The sequence below is a fragment of the Pseudoxanthomonas jiangsuensis genome (assembly GCF_010093185.1).
GTDB lineage: Bacteria > Pseudomonadota > Gammaproteobacteria > Xanthomonadales > Xanthomonadaceae > Pseudoxanthomonas > Pseudoxanthomonas jiangsuensis.
In genome coordinates, this window is the sequence record NZ_PDWL01000013.1 from 1 (window position 1) to 17,704 (window position 17,704).

Sequence of the window (17,704 nt, forward strand, 5' to 3'; positions counted from 1 at the left end):
ATTACATCGAGATGTTCTACAACCCGATCCGCCGGCATGGTTCCGCTGGCGGACTGTCACCGGTAGAGTTCGAACGGCGCTACGCGCAAAGTGGCAACTGAGTGTCTACGGAACTCTGGCCGGTCCAGGTCGCCTTGCTGCCACGGGACAAACTTGCCCGAGATCTCGACGCCTTCTGGAAAGCAGGCGTCACGACATTCTGGCGGGTCGCGGAGAAATAGCCAAAAAATTTGCCAGTTAATAATGCCAATGCGCTATCCGACGTTCGGTCGCCGGAAAAAACTCAGCCACCTCAAAGTGCATCATCAGCGCATCTTGACTAGAAGCGGATGCCTATCGACAGGCCACATAGTCCAATCTTCCGTAAACACCAAACGACTGTTCTGGGTCGTAAGCAGACGCACGGCCACGCACCTTCAGAACAAGGCACCTTGAACTGGTTTGTCGAGCATGCTCGTTTCCCGCGCTGAAACCTGATCAGTCTCCCCACCCAACCTCCACCCCAACCCCGACATCCGCACCGCGTGCCTTGCCAGCGCATCGCGCAGCACCTGGGCGCTGCCGGCCACGTGCAGTCGGGTGCGGGCGCGGGTGATGGCGGTGTAGACCAGCTCGCGGGAGAGCACGCGGCTGGGGGTGCGCGGCAGCTGCAGCCAGACCTCATCGAACTCGCTGCCCTGGGCCTTGTGCACGGTCATGGCGAAGGCGCTCTCGTGCCGGGGCAGGGCGGCCGGATGGAAGGCGCGGACCTCGCCCGGGATGTCGCCGGGGAACCAGGCCATCAGCACGCCTTGTGCGTCGTATCCCGAAGAGGGACTTGCTTCGCTGCGCCCCGAAAAGGGACTTGCTTCGCTGCGTAGGCAGATGCCGATGTCGCCGTTGAACAGGCGGTGGCGGTAGCTGTTCTCGGTGACCAGCAGCAGGCGGCCGTGGAAGTAGTCCGGCGCGGGGCCGGTGCGACGGCCGGACAGCAGTTCCTCGATGCGGGCGTTCAGGCCGCGCGCGCCCTGCGGGCCGGCGCGCACGGCGGTGAGCAGGCGCAGGCGCTGGGCCATGGCCAGCGCGGTGGCCGGGTCCGGCGCGTCGGCCAGGCTGCGCCAATGGGCGAGCAGGGCTTCGCGGCGCGCCTCGAGCGGGTCCAGCACGTCCTCGTGGAAGTCGACGCCGCGCAGCTGGCCGCCGCGCAGCAGGGCCAGGGCGGTGTCGGCGTCGCCCTCGCGGGTGGCCTCGGCCAGCGGGGCGAGATCGAAATCGGCGTCCTGGCGGTAGCCGCGCAGCAGCTGCACGCGGTGGCCGCGCAGGCCGGTGGCGTCGGCATCGACCGGTGTGGCCTCGCCGAGCAGCGGCTGCAGCGCGCGGGCGTCGTCTTCCTGCAGGGCGTGGCCAGGACCGCCGGCGCCGAGGATGGCGGCCAGCACGTCGCCGGCTTCCACCGAAGGCAGCTGGTCGGCATCGCCGAGCAGGATCAGCTGGGTGCCGTCGGCGACGGCCTCGACCAGCTTGCACATCAGCGGCAGGTCGACCATCGAGGCTTCGTCGACCACCAGCACGTCCAGCGGCAAGGGGTTGTCGGCGTGGTGGCGGAAGCCGGGCGAGTCCGGAATCGTGCCGAGCAGGCGGTGCACGGTGCTGGCGGTGTCGGGCAGGGCGGCGCATAGGGCCGGGTCGACGCCGCTGGCGACGATCGCCTGTACCGCGCGGCGCAGGCTCTCGGCCATGCGCTCGGCGGCGCGGCCGGTGGGTGCGGCCAGGGCGATGCGCGGCGGCGCCAGGCCGGCGCGCAACGACTGCGCGATGCGCAGCACCAGCAGGCGGGCGATGGTGGTGGTCTTGCCGGTGCCGGGGCCGCCGGTGACCAGCAGCAGGGCGCGGCGCAGGGCGAGCGCGGCGGCGCGGGCCTGGCGGTCGTCGCCCTGGCGCGCGAGCGGGGACAGGGGGGCGAACACCTCCGCGACCGCCTCGATGCCGCCGGCCTGCACGGGCTGGCCGGCGATGCGCCTGAGGCCTTGGGCCAGGCGCGCCTCGTACTCGCGGTAGCGGCGCAGGTAGAGCAGGCCGGCGCTGCCGGCGACGGGCTCGAAGACCAGCGGGGCGTCTTCCGCCGAAGGCGCAAGCGCGTCGCCGGGTTGGGCGACCCAGGGCGAGGCGCGCAGCTGCCGCGCCCAGGTGTCGGCATCGGGCCAGGGCAGGTCGGCGTCGACCAGCAGGCGCGGGCGGGCGGGGTCGAAGCCGGCGTGGCCGTCGGCGACCGCCAGCGAAGCCAGCGCCGCGGCGGCGAGCACGGTGTCGGGCGTGTCCGGCCGCAGCCGGCGCAGGCTCTGGGCGAAGGCGTGGTCCAGGGTGCGCAGGGCGCCCTGGCGCTGGAGTTCGGCGAGCAGGTTCACGCGGCCGCCTCCACCGGCGTGCCGGCGAACAGCGCGTCGAGCGCATGGATCAGTTCGGGCAGGTAGCGGTGGGCGAACACGCCGGGGGCGGCGCCGTCGTGGCCGCAGGCGGCGTCGGGTTCGAGGCCGCGGCAGAACAGGTAGCGGATGCCGCCGAAGTCGCGCGCGTAGTCGTAGGCCTCGCCCAGGCGGAAGCGCAGCCAGCGGTGCAGGGCCAGGGTGTAGATCAGCGCCTGCAGGTCGTACTCGCTGTCGGCCATGGCCCTGCGCAGGGACGCGGTGTCGTAGGCCGGCAGCCGGTTGGACTTGTAGTCGAGCACGTACCAGCGGCCGTCGTGGGTGTAGGTGAGGTCGATCAGGCCGGTCATCAGGCCTTCCAGGGTGCGGCGCAGGCCGAAACCGTGGCGGTCGGCGACCACGCCGTGGGCGTGCAGCAGCGCCAGCAGGGTGTCGACCGCGGTGGGCTGCAGCGCGAACTGGAACTCGATCTCGGCGCGGCGCGCCTGCGGCGGCGAAGCACACAGGCGCAGACCCTCGGGCAAGGCGACGGTGAGGGTGCGGCCGATCAGGTCGGTCAGGACGGCCACGCCGTCGGCGATGTCGTCCGCCTCGTAGCCGGCCTTGCGCAAAGCTTTCCCGATCACCTCGATCTCGCTGGTGGGTGCCGGATCGCCGATGCGCCATGCCTGCCAGGCGGCGAAGTCGCCCAGTTCCAGCGCCTCGTGCAGGACCACGCCGAAGCGGTTGCCGGCGAAGCGCGGGTCGAAGGCCTCGGCCGGCTGCGGGGCGTCCTGCGCGGGGTCGGCATCGGGCTCGTCGTTGCCGCCGGCGGCGGCGACGGTGGCACGGGTGGAGGCGTCCTGCTGACCGCTGTCGGCATTGGCCAGCTGGGTGAAGCTGTAGACCCACCAGTCGGGTGCGATCTGGCGTTCGATCCTGCGCGCGGCCGGCGGCACGCCTTCGGCGATCGGCGGCAACCAAGGCAGGGCGGCCGGCGGCGGCGAGGCGTCGCGGACGATGCCGGGCGTGTCGGGCAGGCCGTCGAGCATGGGCGCCAGCGCGGTCTGGCCGGCTTGGTAGAAGTCGCCGGTGGCGATCCACAGCGCGTGCTCGGCGCGGGTCAGGCCGACGTAGAGCAGGCGCGCGTCCTCGGCACGCTGGGCCTCGATCCAGGCGGTGCGGGCGGCGCCCCAGCCGGAGGTGTCGGCCTGCAGCTTCCAGTGCAGCGCGCGGCGGCCGTCGTCGGTCGCGACCACGCAGGCGTTGCCCGGGTCCGGCGGCTTGCCGCCGATGCCGACGAAGGGCAGGAACACCAGCGGGTACTCCAGGCCCTTGCTCTTGTGCAGGGTCACGATCTGCACCCGGCGGGCATCGGATTCCAGCCGCAGCAGCTGGGCCTCGTCGTTGGGGTCGGCGCCGGCGATCCGCTGGCCCAGCCAGTCGACCAGGCCGTGCAGGCCCAGCGCGCGCGCATCGGCCTGCTGCAGTAGTTCGCCCAGCTGCAGGTAGTTGGTGAGCCGGCGCTCGCCGTCGAGCAGGCCGAGCAGGCGCTCGGCATTATCCGCGCACAGGTCCGAGACCAGCGCCAGCGGCCCGCCGCGCTGCCAGCGCTCGCGCCAGGCCAGCGCTTTGAGTTGCCAGGCGCGGTGGGCGGCGCCGTCGTCCTCCAGCGCGGCGATGCCGGCGGCATCCACGCCCAGCAGCACGGTGGCCAGCGCCGCGCGCAGGCGGCCGTCGTCGGCGGTGTGCAGCAGGGCCAGCAGCAAGGTCAGCAGTTCCTGCGCCTCGGGCGTGGCGAACAGGCTCTGCCGGCCGGCGGCGACCGCGGGAATGCCGACCGCGGCCAGCGCCTGCTGGATGCGGGTGGCCTCGCCGTGCTTGCGCACGAGCACGGCGATGTCGCCGGGCTGGACCGGCCGGCCGTCGAGGGTGGCGGTGCCGGCGCGGGCCTCGCTGAGCACGGCGTGGATGGCGGCGACGCAGGCCCGGGTGGCCAGTTCGCGGGCGCGGCCGGCACTCCATGGCTTGCGTTTGCCGGTGTCGTCCAGCGGCGGCGCAGGGGCCTGCCACAGCGTGAGCGCGGGCGCGGCGGCGCCCGCGCGCCGGTAGTCGGCGTCGCGACGCTTGGTGCCCGGCGCGACCGGGTGGAAGCGGATGCGCGGGTCGAGGAAGGCGCGTTCACCGGCCTGCGCGTACAGCGCTTCGACGGCCTGCAGCAAAGCCGGCCGCGAGCGGAAGTTGTGGTCCAGCGTGGGCGCGCGCGCGGCCACGCCGGCGGCCAGCAGGTAGGTCTGCACGTCGCCGCCGCGGAAGCCGTAGATGGCCTGCTTGGGGTCGCCGATCAGGAACAGCCCCGGCTCCAGGCCGGCATCGCGCACCTGCGGCGAATCGCCGAACACGGTATGGAAGATGCTCCACTGGCGCGCATCGGTGTCCTGGAACTCGTCGACCAGGGCCACCGCGTACTGCGCGCGCAGGCGCTGCACCAGCGCGCCGGCATGCGGGCCGGCCAGCGCGTCGGCGACGCCGTCGATCAGGTCGTCGTAGGTCTGCACGCGCAGTTGCTGCTTGCGCCGGGCCAGGCGGGTGCGGGCGTCGTCGCGGATGCGGTGCAGCAGGGCGATCTTCGCCTGCTCCTGCCAGGCCTCCGCCGCCCGCGCCGCATCGGCCCAGGCCTGCAGCGCGTCGAACAGCGCCGAGCACGGCGCCTTGCCCGGCTCGCCGTCCTTGCAGAACTCCTGCAGGCGCGCGGGCAGCAGCTTGTCCAGGTGGTTCCTGTCATCGAAGAACCATGATGCGGACACGCGTCCGGCCTGCAGGGTCTGGAAGGCCTTCTCGAAGCTGGGTTTGCGCGCCTTGCGGCCATCGAAGACCTTGTTGTCGAACGCGGCGGCGATGGCGTCGCGGGCGACGGGCAGGTGGGCGTCGATGGCCTGCGCGAGCGCCTGCGCGGCGGCGTCCAGCGCGGGGCTTGGATCGGCCGGCAGATCGCCGGGCGCCGGCAGCAGCAGCGGCTGCCGGACCAGCTCGGCCAGATCGGCGGCCAGCGCTTCGGGGCCGCCCTTCCACAGCGCGGCGAGCGAAGGCGCGGTCCCGGCGTCGGCGGCATGTACGCGCCACAGGTCGGCGGCCAGTTCCTCGCGCAGGGCGCGGTCGCTGGCCAGCAGTTCGGGCGCGGCAAAGGTCTGGCCGCTTTCCAGGGCGTGTTCGCGCAGCACGCGCGCGCAGAAGCCATGGATGGTGAAGATGGCGGCCAGGTCGATCTCGTCGGCGGCCAGCTGCAGGCGCTGCCGCAGCTGCGCCGGAGTTTCACTGCCGGTAGCCAGGTGCGCGGCGATGAGCGCGCGGCTGAGTGCGGCATCGGGCGATTCGCCGTCCGCCGGCGGCGCGTCCACCAGGCTCGCGGCCAGGGCCAGGCGCTCGCGGATGCGCTTGCGCAGCTCCTGGGTGGCGGCCTCGGTGAAGGTGACCGCCAGCACCTGGCCGATGCGCAGCCGCCGCTCGACCACCAGCCGGGTGACCAGGGTGGCCAGGGTGAAGGTCTTGCCGGTGCCAGCGCTGGCCTCGATCAGCCGGGTGCCGGTGAGGGGCAGGGCGAGGAAGGGGTCGGGGGCGTTCATGCCTCGGCCTCCTCGTCGGCTTCGACGACGAAGCGGCGGCCGTCATCGAAGCCGGTGTGGATCGCTCCGCGCTCGACCGCGGTGAAGACGGCGTAGCTGATTTCGGCGAACCGGTGCAGCAGCTCCGGATCGGCGAAGGGATCGCGGCCGCGCAGGGCCAGGCGGTAGGCGTCGCCGGTGCCTTCGCCCCACTGGCGGTCGCCGCCGCGCCAGCGGGCGGTGGCGGCCTTGACCGCCTTGTCGGGATCGTCGGCGCTGAAGTACTCCCAGCCGCTGTAGGGACCGAACGGCAACGGCGCGGCCAGGCCCTCGCGGCGCAGCTCCAGCAGGCGCTGCAAAGCGTCGCGGGCGGACGCGGGATCGAGCGGCTCGCGCACGAACGGGCCGACACCGGCGTCGCCGCCGTCGTGGAACTGCACCAGCGGCAGGCCCAGGCCGGCGGCGCTGGCCAGCAGCCAGTCCAGGCCGTCGCGGATCGCGGAAGGGCCGTTGGCCGCTCCGAAGTACACGCGGCCGATCCCCTGCGGATACAGCCGGTCCAGGCGCGCCTGCAGGCGCAGCCCCGGCAGCGGCACTTCGACCCTTCGCGAGCCAGGTTCGGCATCGCCGCGCCAGGCGGCGAAGGCCTGCGCGTAGGGACGCAGCGACTCGACCATGGCATCCAACTGGCGCCGGCCCAGCGGGCCGGACGGCAGCAGCGCGCGGGCGCGCAGGCGCTCGTACAGGCCGGCCTCATGGCCGGCGAGCAGTGCGTCGAAGACCTTCAGCTGCAGCTGCGCCTTCTCCAGGCCGGCGCCGGGTGCGAGCAGCGGCTCGACGTCTTCGCCGAGCACGGTTTCGTCGGCCAGGCGCAGGTCCAGGCGCTCACGCAGGAACTGCTGGGCCGGCGCGGTGAGGAACTGGCGCAGTGCGTCCAGCGAAAGCGTGCCGTCGCGCTCGTCGTCGGCCGTACGCGGTGGCAACGGCGCGTCGATCCACGGCGCCAGCGGCACGCGCGAGCCGCCGATGCGGCCGGCGGCCGGCTGCCACTGCGCGCGGTAGCTGAAGCGCCGAGGGTCGCCCTCGGCGCCGAACGCGGCCGGGGCGAACGGCTGCAGGGCGTGGCGCAGCGTAAGCGCGCCCGCGACGGCGGCCGGGTCGGCGTGGTATTCGGCCGCGGCCTGGACCAGTTCGGCCACCAGCGCCGACGGCTCGCGCACGCTGCCGTCGCGCGGATCGGCGCCGAGGTAGCTGAGGTAGAACACGTCCTGAGCCGAGGCGAACAACTGCAGGAACAGGAAGCGGTCGTCCTCGCGGGTGGAGCGGTCGCCGTGGCGGCGCCGGTCCGTGCCCAGCTCGGCGGTGAGGCGGTTGAGCCCGGCGGCCAGGTCGCGCCGCGGGAAGTCGCCGTCGTTCATGCCCAGCAGACAGATGACCCGGAACGGCAGCAGCCGCATCGGCACCATCCGGCCGACGCTCACCCCGCCGGTGAGCAGGGGCGCGCGGGTGTCGGCCTCCGACAGCACCGCGGCGAAGTGCGCACGTACGACCTCGGCCGGGACCTCGGTCTCGACCTCGGCGCGGCGCGCATGCTCGGCGAAGTCGTCGATCAGGGTGCGCAGGCGCTCGAGCGCGCGCTGGGTGCCGGCCGCCGCCGGCGTGTCCGGCAGCAGCGCGTCGAGCAGGGCCAGCAGGCGCTCGCGCCACTGCGCCGGCGGCAGCGCCTCGCGCAGATTGCGCTGGAAGCGTTCCAGCGCGCGCAAAAGCCGGATCAGGATGTCCAGCGCGTCGAGCGCGCGGCCCTCCAGCGCCGGCCAGGGCGCGACCCCGGCGATGTCGGCCTCGCTGCCGCTGGCATGGCCGAGCAGCAGCCGCTCCAGCGCGAACGCCCAGGTGTAGGCGTCGTCCTCGGGCGCGGCGTGCTGCGCGCGGTGGGCGGCGTTGAGTCCCCAGCGCGCGCCGGCGGCCTGCAGCCAGCCGTGCAGGCGCTCGAACGCGGCCGCGTCCAGCCCGGCCGCCTCGGCCAGCGGCGGGCTGGCCAGCAGGTCGAGGATCTCGTTGAGGCCGAAGCGCGACACCGACAGCCCGAGCAGGCGCACGAACACCTCGGCCAGCGGCTCGCCGGCCAGCGGGCTGGTGTCGGCCAGGGCGTAGGGGATGCGCGTGCCGGGCGGGTCGCCCTGGCCGCCGAACACGGCGTCCAGGTAGGGGATGTAGGGATCGATGTCCGGCGCCAGCACCGCGATCTCGCGCGGCTGCAAGGGCGGGTCGAAACGCGGGTCCTCGAGCAGGCCGCGCAGCTGGTCGTGCAGCACCTGCAGCTCGCGCAGGCGGGTGTGGCAGGCGTGGACCTGCAGGCTGGGATCGGCGAGGTCGAGCGCGGCGCGTGGTGCAGGCCGCGGCGGCGGCGCGCGCCGGAACAGGTCGCTCTGCATCCGCCGCAGGAGGCTGTCGCCGAGGCCGCCCCGGGCCAGCGGGCGCTGGCCCGATTCCAGCGGATCGGCATAGACCTCGATCTCGGCGCGCGGATGCACCACCTCGTAGCTGCCGAGCAGGGCCATGAAGTCGCGGCCGGCCGCGCCCCAGGCCTGCAGCAGGCGGTTGTCCCCGCCGCTGCCGGCGAACAGGCCTTCGTCGTAGGGCCAAGGCGCGTCATGGCCGGCGGCGATCGCGCGGCGGCGCGCGCCCACGGTCTGCAGGTCGCCCCAGTAGCCCTGCGCCGGCGTCGGCAGGTAGAAGTGCAGGGTGCCCACCCGCGCCTGGGTGGCGAGCACGCGCAGCACGTCCGGGGAGACGTTGAGCGTGGCGAAGGCGAACAGCCGCGGCGGCAGGCCCTGCGGCAGCGCTTCGCGTCCGCCGCCGAAGCGGTCCAGGTAGTCCTGCAACCGCCGCGCGCGGTAGGCCTGGCCAGCAGCGACGTGGCGCCAGAGCACCGCCTGCGGGTCCTGCGGATCGGCACCGGCCTCCCAGCGCAAAAGCCAGTCGCGGCGCCAAGCCTGGTACTTCTCGAACACCGATGCCAGCTCGCCCGCCAGGGCCCAGGGCTTGAGCGCGTCGCCATCGGCCAGGTAGCCGGCCAGCGGCGCCAGCGCCGGGCGCGCGAGCAGGGCCGGATCGGCCAGCGCCGCGTACAGGCGCCAGTGCAGGGTGTCGGCGTCGAGTTCGTCGCCGGCCGGGCCGAGGTTGGCCTTCAGCGCATGGGCGACGAACTCGCCCGGGGTCAGGAACTGGAGATTGGCGGCCACCCCGTGCTCGGCCGCCAGCGTGGCCTGCAGCCAGCGCCGCATCGCCACCTGCGGGATCAGCACCACCTCCGGCTCCAGGATCGATCGGCCCGGCACCGGCTGGCGCAGCTCGGCTGCCAGCAGCCCGGCCAGCACTTCCAGCGAATTGGACGGATAGAGGCGGAAGTCGTTGGCTGCGGACGGCATCGGGCCATCTTGCCGCAGCGGTGTCGCGGCAGGCGAGACCGCGGCGGCGCGGCGGCGATAATCGACCGCCTGCCTTCCACGGACGCCGCGATGCCCCGCACCGCCACCCGCCATCTCCGCCTGGTGCTCGCCGTCGCGGCGGCCGCCGCGCTGGCCTGGTCGTTCTGGAGCAACGGCGGCTGGCTGCAGCTGTGCGCGGGCCTGGCGATCTTCCTGTTCGGCATGCAATGCCTGGAGGAGGGCCTGCGCCAGCTCGCCGGCGGCGGGCTCGAGCGGCTGCTGGCGCGCAGCACCGGCACCCCGCGGCGAGGGCTGCTGTTCGGCATCGCCACGACCGCGGTGCTGCAGTCCAGCACCCTGGTCTCGCTGCTGACCATCGCCTTCATCAGCTCCGGGCTGATCCAGCTGGCCGGCGGCATCGCCGTCATCTTCGGCGCCAACCTCGGCGCGACCAGCGGGATCTGGCTGCTGGCCCTGGCCGGGCAGGACCTGAGCCTGTCGCCGCTGGCGCTGCCCTTGCTGGTGTTCGGGGTGCTGGCCGGGTTCACCGGGCCGCGCGGCAAAGCGATGGGGCGGGTGGTGCTGGGGGTGGCCTTCATCTTCCTGGGCATCGACCAGATCAAGGCCGGCTTCGGGCAGTTCGGCGGCCTGGACCTGGCCGAGGTGCGGGCCGAAGGCGCGGCCGGGACTGCGCTGTTCGTGCTCGCCGGGCTGGCGGTGACCGTGGTCCTGCAGTCCAGCCACGCCACCCTGATGCTGACCCTGGCCGCGCTGGCCGGCGGCCAGCTGCAGCTGGAGCAGGGCCTGGCCATCGCCATCGGCTCGAACGTGGGCAGCAGCGTGAGCACCGCCTTCGTCGGCATGCTCGGCGGCAACCGCGAGGGGCAGCGGCTGGCGCTGGCGCATGCGCTGTTCAACGGCGTCACCGCGGTGGTGGCCCTGGCCCTGCTGCCGGCGCTGACCTGGCTGACGCGGACGCTGGCCGGGCTGGCCGGCTTCGGCGACAACCCGCTGCTGCAGCTGGCGCTGTTCCACACCCTGTTCAACGCCGGCGGGGTGCTGCTGTTCTGGCCGTGGCAGCGGCCGCTGGCGGCGCTGCTGCAGCGCTGGCTGCCCGAACGCGCCGAGCCGGCGGTGCCGGCCAGCGCGCCGCCGGGGACCACGCCGGCGCTGGTGCGGGTCCACGCCCGCCACCTCAGCGGCCCCGCGCTGGAGTCGGCCGACGCGGCGGCCGCGGCGGTGGCGCTGGAGCTGCGCCACCTCGGCCAGCTGAGCCTGGAGGTGATCTGCCAGGCGCTGTGCCTGCCGGCCGACCAGCTGGCCGCGGCGCAGGCCGACGAGGCCCTGCTCGACGCCGGCCCGGCCGACGGCCGCTGCTTCGACGCCGAGCTGCTGTACCAGCAGCGGGTCAAGGGCGTGTACGGCGACCTGCTGGCCTTCATGAGCCGGCTGGAGCTGCCGCTGGACGCCGAGCACCAGCGGTTCTGGTCGGCCGCGCAGATGGCGGCGCTGGAGATGGTCAACGCGGTCAAGGGCGCCAAGCACCTGCAGAAGAACCTCGGCCAGCGCCTGCGCGGCCCGCATACGCCGGTGCGCGCGGCCTACGTGGCGCTGCGCCGGCAGCTGTTCGGGCAGATCCGCGCCCTGCACGCCGTCGCCGGCGAGGAGGACGCGGACGCGGCGGCCCGGCGCCTGGAGGCGCTGGACCGGCAGGCGGCGGATTCGGCCGCGCGCTTCCGTGACGCCCTGTTCGAACAGGTGCGGCGCGGCGTGTTCGACGGCCTGGAGGCCGGCTCGCTGCTCAACGATCAGGGCTATGCGGAACGGATCTACCGCAGCCTGCGTCAGGTGTTCGCCTTCGCCGAGGAGCCGGGCTCGCTGCAGCGGCTGCGGCGGCTGGCGGGCGGATAGGCACCTTGTAGGAGCCGGTCTTGCCAGCGACCGCCATGGCGGAGGTGTCTGCGTGAAACCGGATGCCATTGATGCGTCCGCCTCCACGGTCGCCGGCAAGACCGGCTCCTACAGGCAGGCAAGGCGCGCATGACCACCTGCACTCGCGCAGCCGGCGCGACCACCTCGAACATGCGCCTCGCGGCACGCACAAACCCGCCAGCGGGACAATTCCTGTACTGACGGGTTCAATCGATAGGTTAAGATTCAGTTTGCCGTGCGCATGATGCGCCGTTTGCGATCTTCGTCCGCCAGGGAAAGCGCGCCCCCATGTCCGTCCCGAACGCCAATGCCGTCGTCCTGGAAGGCGTCCGCCTCGATCGCGGCGGGCGCACGATCCTGCGCGACCTGGACCTGGCGATCCCCCAGGGCAGCATCACCGCCGTGCTCGGCCCCTCGGGCACCGGCAAGTCGACCCTGCTGGCGGCGCTGACCGGCGAGCTGGTCCCGGCCGCCGGCCGCGTGCACGTGTTCGGCCGCGACGTGCCGCGCGGCGCGCGCGCCCTGCTGGAGATGCGCAAGGGAATAGGCGTGCTGCTCCAGGGCAACGGCCTGCTGACCGACCTGAGCGTGGCCGAGAACGTGGCGCTGCCGCTGCGCGCCCACGCCCGCCTGCCCGAGCCGTTGCTGGGCCGGCTGGTGGACATGAAGCTCAACGCCGTGGGCCTGCGCGGCGCGGCCGGGCTGTACCCGCGCGAGCTGTCGGGCGGCATGGCCCGGCGCGTGGCCCTGGCCCGCGCGCTGGCCCTGGACCCGCCGCTGATGCTCTACGACGAGCCGCTGACCGGCCTGGACCCGATCGCCTCCGGGGTGATCATGAGCCTGATCCAGCGCCTGTCGCGCAGCCTGGGCCTGACCAGCATCATCGTCAGCCACCACGTGCGCGAGACCCTGCCGATCGCCGACAAGGCGGTGGTGATCGCCAACCGCGGGATAGTGTTCGACGGCACCCCGGCCGAGCTGGAGGCCAGCGCCGATCCTTTGCTGCGCCAGTTCCTGCACGGCGAGCCGGACGGGCCGATTCCTTTCGAAGGCAGCGCCCCGGCCCGCGCTGGCGCCCGCGCGGAGGTGGCCTGATGGCCCTGGCCACCACCGTGCAGTCGCTCGGCCGCGCCGGCCTGTTCTCGCTTTCGGTGCTGCGCGCCTCGCTACCGACCCGCGACTTCTTCGCCGAGCTGACCCGCGAGATCTACAAGATCGGCGGCCGCTCCCTGCCGATCATCGCCGTCGGCGGCGCCTTCGTCGGCCTGGTCCTGACCCTGCAGGGCTACCGCACCCTGACCACCTTCGGTGCCAGCGACGCGCTGTCCACGTTGCTGGGGCTGTCCCTGTACCGCGAGCTGGGGCCGGTGCTGACCGCTTTGCTGTTCATCGGCCGCGCCGGCAGCTCGATCGCCGCCGAGCTGGGGCTGATGCGCGCCACCGACCAGATCAAGGCGCTGGAGCTGATGGCGATCGACCCGGTGGCCAAGGCGGTGGCGCCGCGGTTCTGGGCCGCGGTGCTGTGCGTGCCCCTGCTGACCGGCTTCTTCTGCTCGCTGGCGATCAGCGCCAGCTGGTTCGAGGCGGTCAAGGTGCTGGGCCTGGACAACGGCACCTTCTGGGCCGCGCTGCAGGGCAGCGTGGACTTCTTCGACGACTTCGGCGTGGCCCTGCTGAAATCGGCGGTGTTCGGCGGCATCAGTGCGCTGGTGGCGGCCTACGTCGGCTTCCACGCCGAGCCGACCATCGAGGGCACCTCGGTGGCGACCACCCGCGCGGTGGTCAACGCCTCCTTGCTGGTGCTGATGCTCAACTTCGTCATGTCCGCTTTGTTGTTCCAGTAAGGAATCTCCCATGGCAATCCGTGGTCCCAGGCTCGAATTCGCGGTCGGCGCCTTCCTGCTGCTGGCGCTGGCCTCGCTGCTGGTGCTGGCGTTCGCCTCGACCAACCGCCAGTTCGGCCTCGGCGGCGGCAGCTATCCGCTGACCGCGCGCTTCTCCAACCTCGGCCAGCTGCGTCTGCAGGCGCCGGTGAAGATCGGCGGCGTGGTCGTGGGCCGGGTCGAGAAGGTCGAGCTGGACCCGGTGAGGTTCGACTCGGTCGTCACCCTGGCCATAGACGACCGCTACCAGGACCTGCCGGGCGACACCTCGGCCGGGATCCTCACCAGCGGCCTGCTCGGCGAGAGCTACATCGGCCTGCAACCGGGCGGCGACCCCGAGCCGCTCAAGCCCGGCGACGAGATCGCCTACACCCAGCCGGCGATCGACCTGATCCAGCTGGTCGGCAAGTACATGTTCGGCGGCGGCACCGGCGGCGCCACGCCCGCGCCGGCCGATGCCGCGACCCCGCCTTCCCCCGAACCGTCCCCCACGGAGGCCGTGCAGCCATGAAGCCCCTGATCCTCTCCCTCGCCCTGGCCCTGCCGCTGCTGGCGGTGGCGCCGGCCCGCGTCCACGCCCAGCAGGCCGCCGCCGCGGCCACGCCCGGCAAGCAGGTGGTCGACAACGGCACCCGCATCCTCGGCACCCTGCAGGCGCGCCGCGCCGAGTTCCAGAAGAGCCCGGCCGCGCTGAAGACCTTCATCGACGGCGAGCTACGCAACAGCTTCGACCGCGACTACGCCGCCCGCCTGGTGCTGGGCGCGCACGGCCGCGGCGCCAGCGACGCCGACGTCAAGCTGTTCGCCGACGCGATGACCGACAACCTGATGCAGCGCTACGGCGCGGCCCTGCTGAGCTTCGAGGGCAAGCCGCGGATCCGGCTGAAGTCCGAGACCCCGTTGCCCGGCGGCCGCGGGGTCAAGGTCTCCACCGAGCTGCTGCGCGATGGCGCCAACCCGGTGCCGGTCGATTACTACGTGCGCGACAACGGCGGCTGGAAGATCTTCGACGTGGCGGTCGAGGGCGTGTCCTACGTGCAGACCTTCCGCGGCCAGTTCGACGCGCCCCTGCGTCAGAAGCCGATCGCCCAGGTCGCCGCCGAGCTGCGCAGCGGCGCCCTGCAGACCGCACCGACCAATGGCGGCCGCTGAAACCGCCACTGTGCGGCGCGAGGGCGCGGCGCTGGTCCTGGCCGGGCGCCTGGACCGCACCGCCGCCGCCGCGCTGTGGCCGCCGGCGCAGCCCCTGCTGGCCGGGGCCGAAACCCTGGACCTGGGCGGCGTGGAAGCGCTGGACAGTGCCGGCCTGGCCCTGCTGGCGGAACTGGCCGCGCGGATCGCCGCATCCGGCCGTCGGCCGCAGGTGACCGGCGCGCCGCCCGGCCTGGCCGAACTGCGTGCCGCCTACCGGATGGACCCGAACCTGGACTTCGCAGGAGCCGCCCCATGATCCGCCTCGCCGCCGGCCCCGTGCTGGCTTCCCTGCTGCTGGCCGGTTGCGCCAGCGCGCCGAAGCCCGGCGCTACCCCGCCGCCCGCGGCGATCGAGGTGGCCGCGCCTGCAGCCGTGCAGCCGGGGGATGGCCAGACGGCTTCCCTCGACGCGGGCACGACCCCCGCAGCCGCAGCGGCCGGTGATGCCGCCGCCGCTGATGCCATGGGGACCGCGCAGGAGGCCACGACGGCCGCCGCCGTGCCTGCCAGCGATGCCGCGACCGCCGCCGAGGACGATTTCGCCGCGCTCTACGGCGAACCGGCCGACGCGGCCGCGCCGGGCCAGGCCAGCGCCGACGGCGCCCGCCCGGCCTACGACCCGTGGGAGCCGATGAACCGCCGGATCCACGCCTTCAACAATGCCGTGGACCGCACCGTGGCCCGGCCGCTGGCCAAGGCCTACGTGGCGGTGGTGCCGCAGCCGGTGCGGCTGGGCGTGACCAACTTCTTCGACAACCTCGGCTCGCCGCTGACCTTCGTCAACCAGCTTCTGCAGGGCCGCCCGCGCGACGCGGTGCAGACCCTGGGCCGGTTCGTGGTCAACTCGACCCTGGGCATCGGCGGCGTGTTCGACCCGGCCAGCGACCTGAAGATGAAGCGTCGCAGCGAGGACTTCGGCCAGACCCTGGGCACCTGGGGCTGGGGCCGGTCGCGCTACGTGGAGCTGCCGTTCTTCGGCCCGCGCACCGTGCGCGACGTGTTCGGCCTGGCCGCCGACGCGCCGTTGTCGCCGATCCGCCAGATCGAGGAGGACAAGGTCCGGGTCGGCCTGCAGGGCGTGCAGCTGGTCGACACCCGCGCCCAGCTGCTGTCGCTGGACGCCTTGCGCGACGCCGCGCCGGACGAGTACGCGATGACCCGCGACGCCTGGCTGGCGCGCCGCAACTACATGATCGAGATCGACCGCCGCCACCCGGCCGAGGACGAGTTGCCGGACTACCTGCGGGAAGAGGAGCGCGACCCGACCGTGCCGGCCGCGGCGATGCCGATCCCGGGCGGCTGAAACCCGCCGCGTAGCGCGATGCGACGAACGAAGGCCCGGGAGCGATCCCGGGCCTTCTTCGTGGCGGCGCTGGCCACGCTCATTCCTGGACGTCGTCGTCCGCCGGATCGGCCTCGGCCTCGTCCGGCCCCAGTTCGCCCAGCAAGGCCTGCGCCTGTTCCTGGCCCAGCGACTCGACCCCGCGCAGCTTGCGCTCGATCGTGCGGGTCTTGCGGCTGGCGTCGCCCAGGCTCTTGCCGACGGTGTTGATCTGCTTCTCGGCGCGCTCGAGGATCCCGGCGAACTTGCCGAACTCGCTCTTCACCGCGCCCAGCAGGCTCCACACCTCGCTCGAGCGCTGCTCGATGGCCAGGGTGCGGAAGCCCATCTGCAGGCTGTTGAGCAGGGCGGTGACCGTGGTCGGGCCGGCGACGACGATGCGGTGCTCGCGCTGCAGGGCATCGGTCAGGCCGGGACGGCGGATGGTCTCGGCGTACAGCCCCTCGGTGGGCAGGAACATCACCGCGAAGTCGGTGGTGTGCGGCGGCGCCACGTACTTCTCGCAGATCGACTTGGCCTGGACCCGGATCGCCTTCTCCAGCTGCGCGCCGCTGGTGCGGACCAGCTCGGGATCGCCCTGTTCCTGGGCGTCGAGCAGGCGCTCGTAGTCCTCGCGCGGGAACTTGGCGTCGATCGGCAGCCACAGCGGCGCGTCGTGCGCGCCGCGGCCGGGCAGGCGGATGGCGAAGTCGACCATCTCCGCGCCGTCGGGCCGCACCCTGACCCCGCGCGCGTACTGCTCGGCGGTCAGGGTCTGCTCGAGGATGTTCTCCAGCTGCACCTCGCCCCAGCCGCCGCGGGTCTTGACGTTGGTGAGCACGCGCTTGAGATCGCCCACCCCGGTGGCCAGCTGCTGCATCTCGCCCAGGCCGCGCTGGACCTGCTCCAGCCGCTCGGAGACCAGCTTGAACGAAGAGTCCAGGCGGGTGGTGAGGGTGCTCTGCAGCTTCTCGTCCACCGTCTCGCGCATCTTCTCCAGCTTGCGCGCGTTGTCCTCCTGCAGGGCGCGCAGCTGCTGCTCCAGGGTCGCGCGCATCTCGCCGATGCGCAGCTCGTTGCGCTGGGTCAGTTCGCGCAGCTGGCCGGACACGTTGTCCATGAAGCGCTGCTGCGATTCGCCGGATTCCTGGCGGCCCTTGCGCGCGTCCTCGTTGAGGCTGTCGCGCAGCTGGTCCAGGCGGGCGTCGGTACGGGTGCCCAGATCGGCCAGGTGGCGGGCGAAACCGTCGATCCGCTGGCCCTGGCCCGAGGCCAGGCCGTCCAGCTGCTGGCGCAGCTCCAGGCGGCCGTCGCGCTGCTCGGCGCGCAGGGCCTCCTCCAGCTGCGCGCGCAGCTTCTCCAGCGCGGCCTCGGGACGGCGCAGCAGCAGGACGACGAGCAGGGCCAGGGCCGCCAGCAGGAGGCCGGCGAGCAGGTAGAGCAGGGCGGTATCGGTCATGCCGAAAGTGTAGCGGCGGCGGTCTCGGGGGGTGCGACGCCGCAAGCTGAAGCTTGCCGGGCGTATCTTTCACGGCGGCACCATCCCGCCCCGACCAGAGTGCCCGCCATGGCCAGCCCCGCCCGCCACCCGATCCGGCTCAAGCGCGCCTACGAAGAGCCGGCGCCCGGCGACGGCCAGCGCCTGCTGGTGGACGGGCTGTGGCCGCGCGGGGTCACCAAGGCCGACCTGCAGATCGAGGCCTGGCTCAAGGCGATCGCGCCCAGCACCGCCCTGCGCAAGTGGTTCGGCCACGATCCCGCCCGCTGGGACGGCTTCCGCAGCCGCTATTTCGCCGAGCTGGCGGCCAATGCCGAGGCCCTGTCCCAGCTGCGCGGCTACCTCAGCCGCGGTCCGGTGACCCTGCTCTACGCCGCCCGCGACGAGGAGCACAACAACGCGGTGGCGCTGCGCGACTTCCTGCTGCACGGCTCGGGCTGAGGACGAGGATTGCGGCATCGCG

The 17,704-nt window shown here is 73.2% G+C and carries 12 protein-coding genes; 8 read left to right on the top strand and 4 right to left on the bottom strand.

All coding sequences use genetic code 11. The features are described from left to right. Positions 1–416 precede the first annotated feature (416 nt). From recD to recC, 3 genes are read right to left on the bottom strand one after another with little or no spacing between them, the layout of a single operon-like run. Positions 417–2,384: an exodeoxyribonuclease V subunit alpha gene (gene recD, locus CSC62_RS09460; RefSeq protein ID WP_170298363.1), complete on the bottom strand. Its 1,968-nt coding sequence runs from the start codon at positions 2,382–2,384 to the stop codon at positions 417–419. Then, positions 2,381–6,004 carry a UvrD-helicase domain-containing protein gene (locus tag CSC62_RS09465; RefSeq protein ID WP_162405937.1) on the bottom strand — a complete coding sequence of 1,208 codons (3,624 nt, stop codon included), beginning with the start codon at positions 6,002–6,004 and terminating at the stop codon, positions 2,381–2,383. The genes recD and CSC62_RS09465 overlap by 4 nt, the downstream gene beginning before the upstream one ends. Beyond that, a complete protein-coding gene (gene recC / locus CSC62_RS09470; RefSeq protein ID WP_246194323.1) occupies positions 6,001–9,414 on the bottom strand; it encodes an exodeoxyribonuclease V subunit gamma in 3,414 nt (1,137 codons plus the stop codon). The genes CSC62_RS09465 and recC overlap by 4 nt, the downstream gene beginning before the upstream one ends. 90 nt (positions 9,415–9,504) lie before the next feature. Between recC and CSC62_RS09475 the strand changes: the two genes are divergently transcribed. The 7 genes from CSC62_RS09475 (at position 9,505) to CSC62_RS09505 (ending at position 15,725) form a co-directional block, all read left to right on the top strand. Further along, on the top strand, positions 9,505–11,325 hold the full coding sequence (locus tag CSC62_RS09475) for a Na/Pi cotransporter family protein (RefSeq protein WP_162405939.1): 1,821 nt from the start codon (positions 9,505–9,507) through the stop codon (positions 11,323–11,325). Between the two features lie 309 nt (positions 11,326–11,634). After that, positions 11,635–12,441: an ABC transporter ATP-binding protein gene (locus CSC62_RS09480; RefSeq protein WP_162405940.1), complete on the top strand. Its 807-nt coding sequence runs from the start codon at positions 11,635–11,637 to the stop codon at positions 12,439–12,441. Next, a complete protein-coding gene (locus CSC62_RS09485; RefSeq protein ID WP_162405941.1) occupies positions 12,441–13,190 on the top strand; it encodes an MlaE family lipid ABC transporter permease subunit in 750 nt (249 codons plus the stop codon). The genes CSC62_RS09480 and CSC62_RS09485 overlap by 1 nt, the downstream gene beginning before the upstream one ends. A gap of 10 nt (positions 13,191–13,200) precedes the next feature. After that, positions 13,201–13,740 carry an outer membrane lipid asymmetry maintenance protein MlaD gene (gene mlaD, locus CSC62_RS09490; RefSeq protein ID WP_162405942.1) on the top strand — a complete coding sequence of 180 codons (540 nt, stop codon included), beginning with the start codon at positions 13,201–13,203 and terminating at the stop codon, positions 13,738–13,740. Further along, positions 13,737–14,381, top strand: coding sequence for an MlaC/ttg2D family ABC transporter substrate-binding protein (locus CSC62_RS09495; protein ID WP_162405943.1), 645 nt, complete (start codon positions 13,737–13,739; stop codon positions 14,379–14,381). The genes mlaD and CSC62_RS09495 overlap by 4 nt, the downstream gene beginning before the upstream one ends. Then, positions 14,368–14,679 (top strand): STAS domain-containing protein, encoded by a 312-nt coding sequence (locus tag CSC62_RS09500; RefSeq protein WP_162405944.1) that lies wholly within the window; start codon positions 14,368–14,370, stop codon positions 14,677–14,679. The genes CSC62_RS09495 and CSC62_RS09500 overlap by 14 nt, the downstream gene beginning before the upstream one ends. Further along, positions 14,676–15,725, top strand: a complete 1,050-nt coding sequence (locus CSC62_RS09505) for an MlaA family lipoprotein (protein WP_162405945.1) — start codon at positions 14,676–14,678, stop codon at positions 15,723–15,725. The genes CSC62_RS09500 and CSC62_RS09505 overlap by 4 nt, the downstream gene beginning before the upstream one ends. A gap of 79 nt (positions 15,726–15,804) precedes the next feature. Here CSC62_RS09505 and CSC62_RS09510 read toward each other — a convergent pair whose 3' ends face one another. Continuing rightward, a complete protein-coding gene (locus CSC62_RS09510) occupies positions 15,805–17,202 on the bottom strand; it encodes a DNA recombination protein RmuC (protein WP_162405946.1) in 1,398 nt (465 codons plus the stop codon). A gap of 108 nt (positions 17,203–17,310) precedes the next feature. Between CSC62_RS09510 and CSC62_RS09515 the strand changes: the two genes are divergently transcribed. Next, positions 17,311–17,682, top strand: coding sequence for a DUF488 domain-containing protein (locus CSC62_RS09515; protein ID WP_162405947.1), 372 nt, complete (start codon positions 17,311–17,313; stop codon positions 17,680–17,682). Positions 17,683–17,704: the final 22 nt, after the last annotated feature.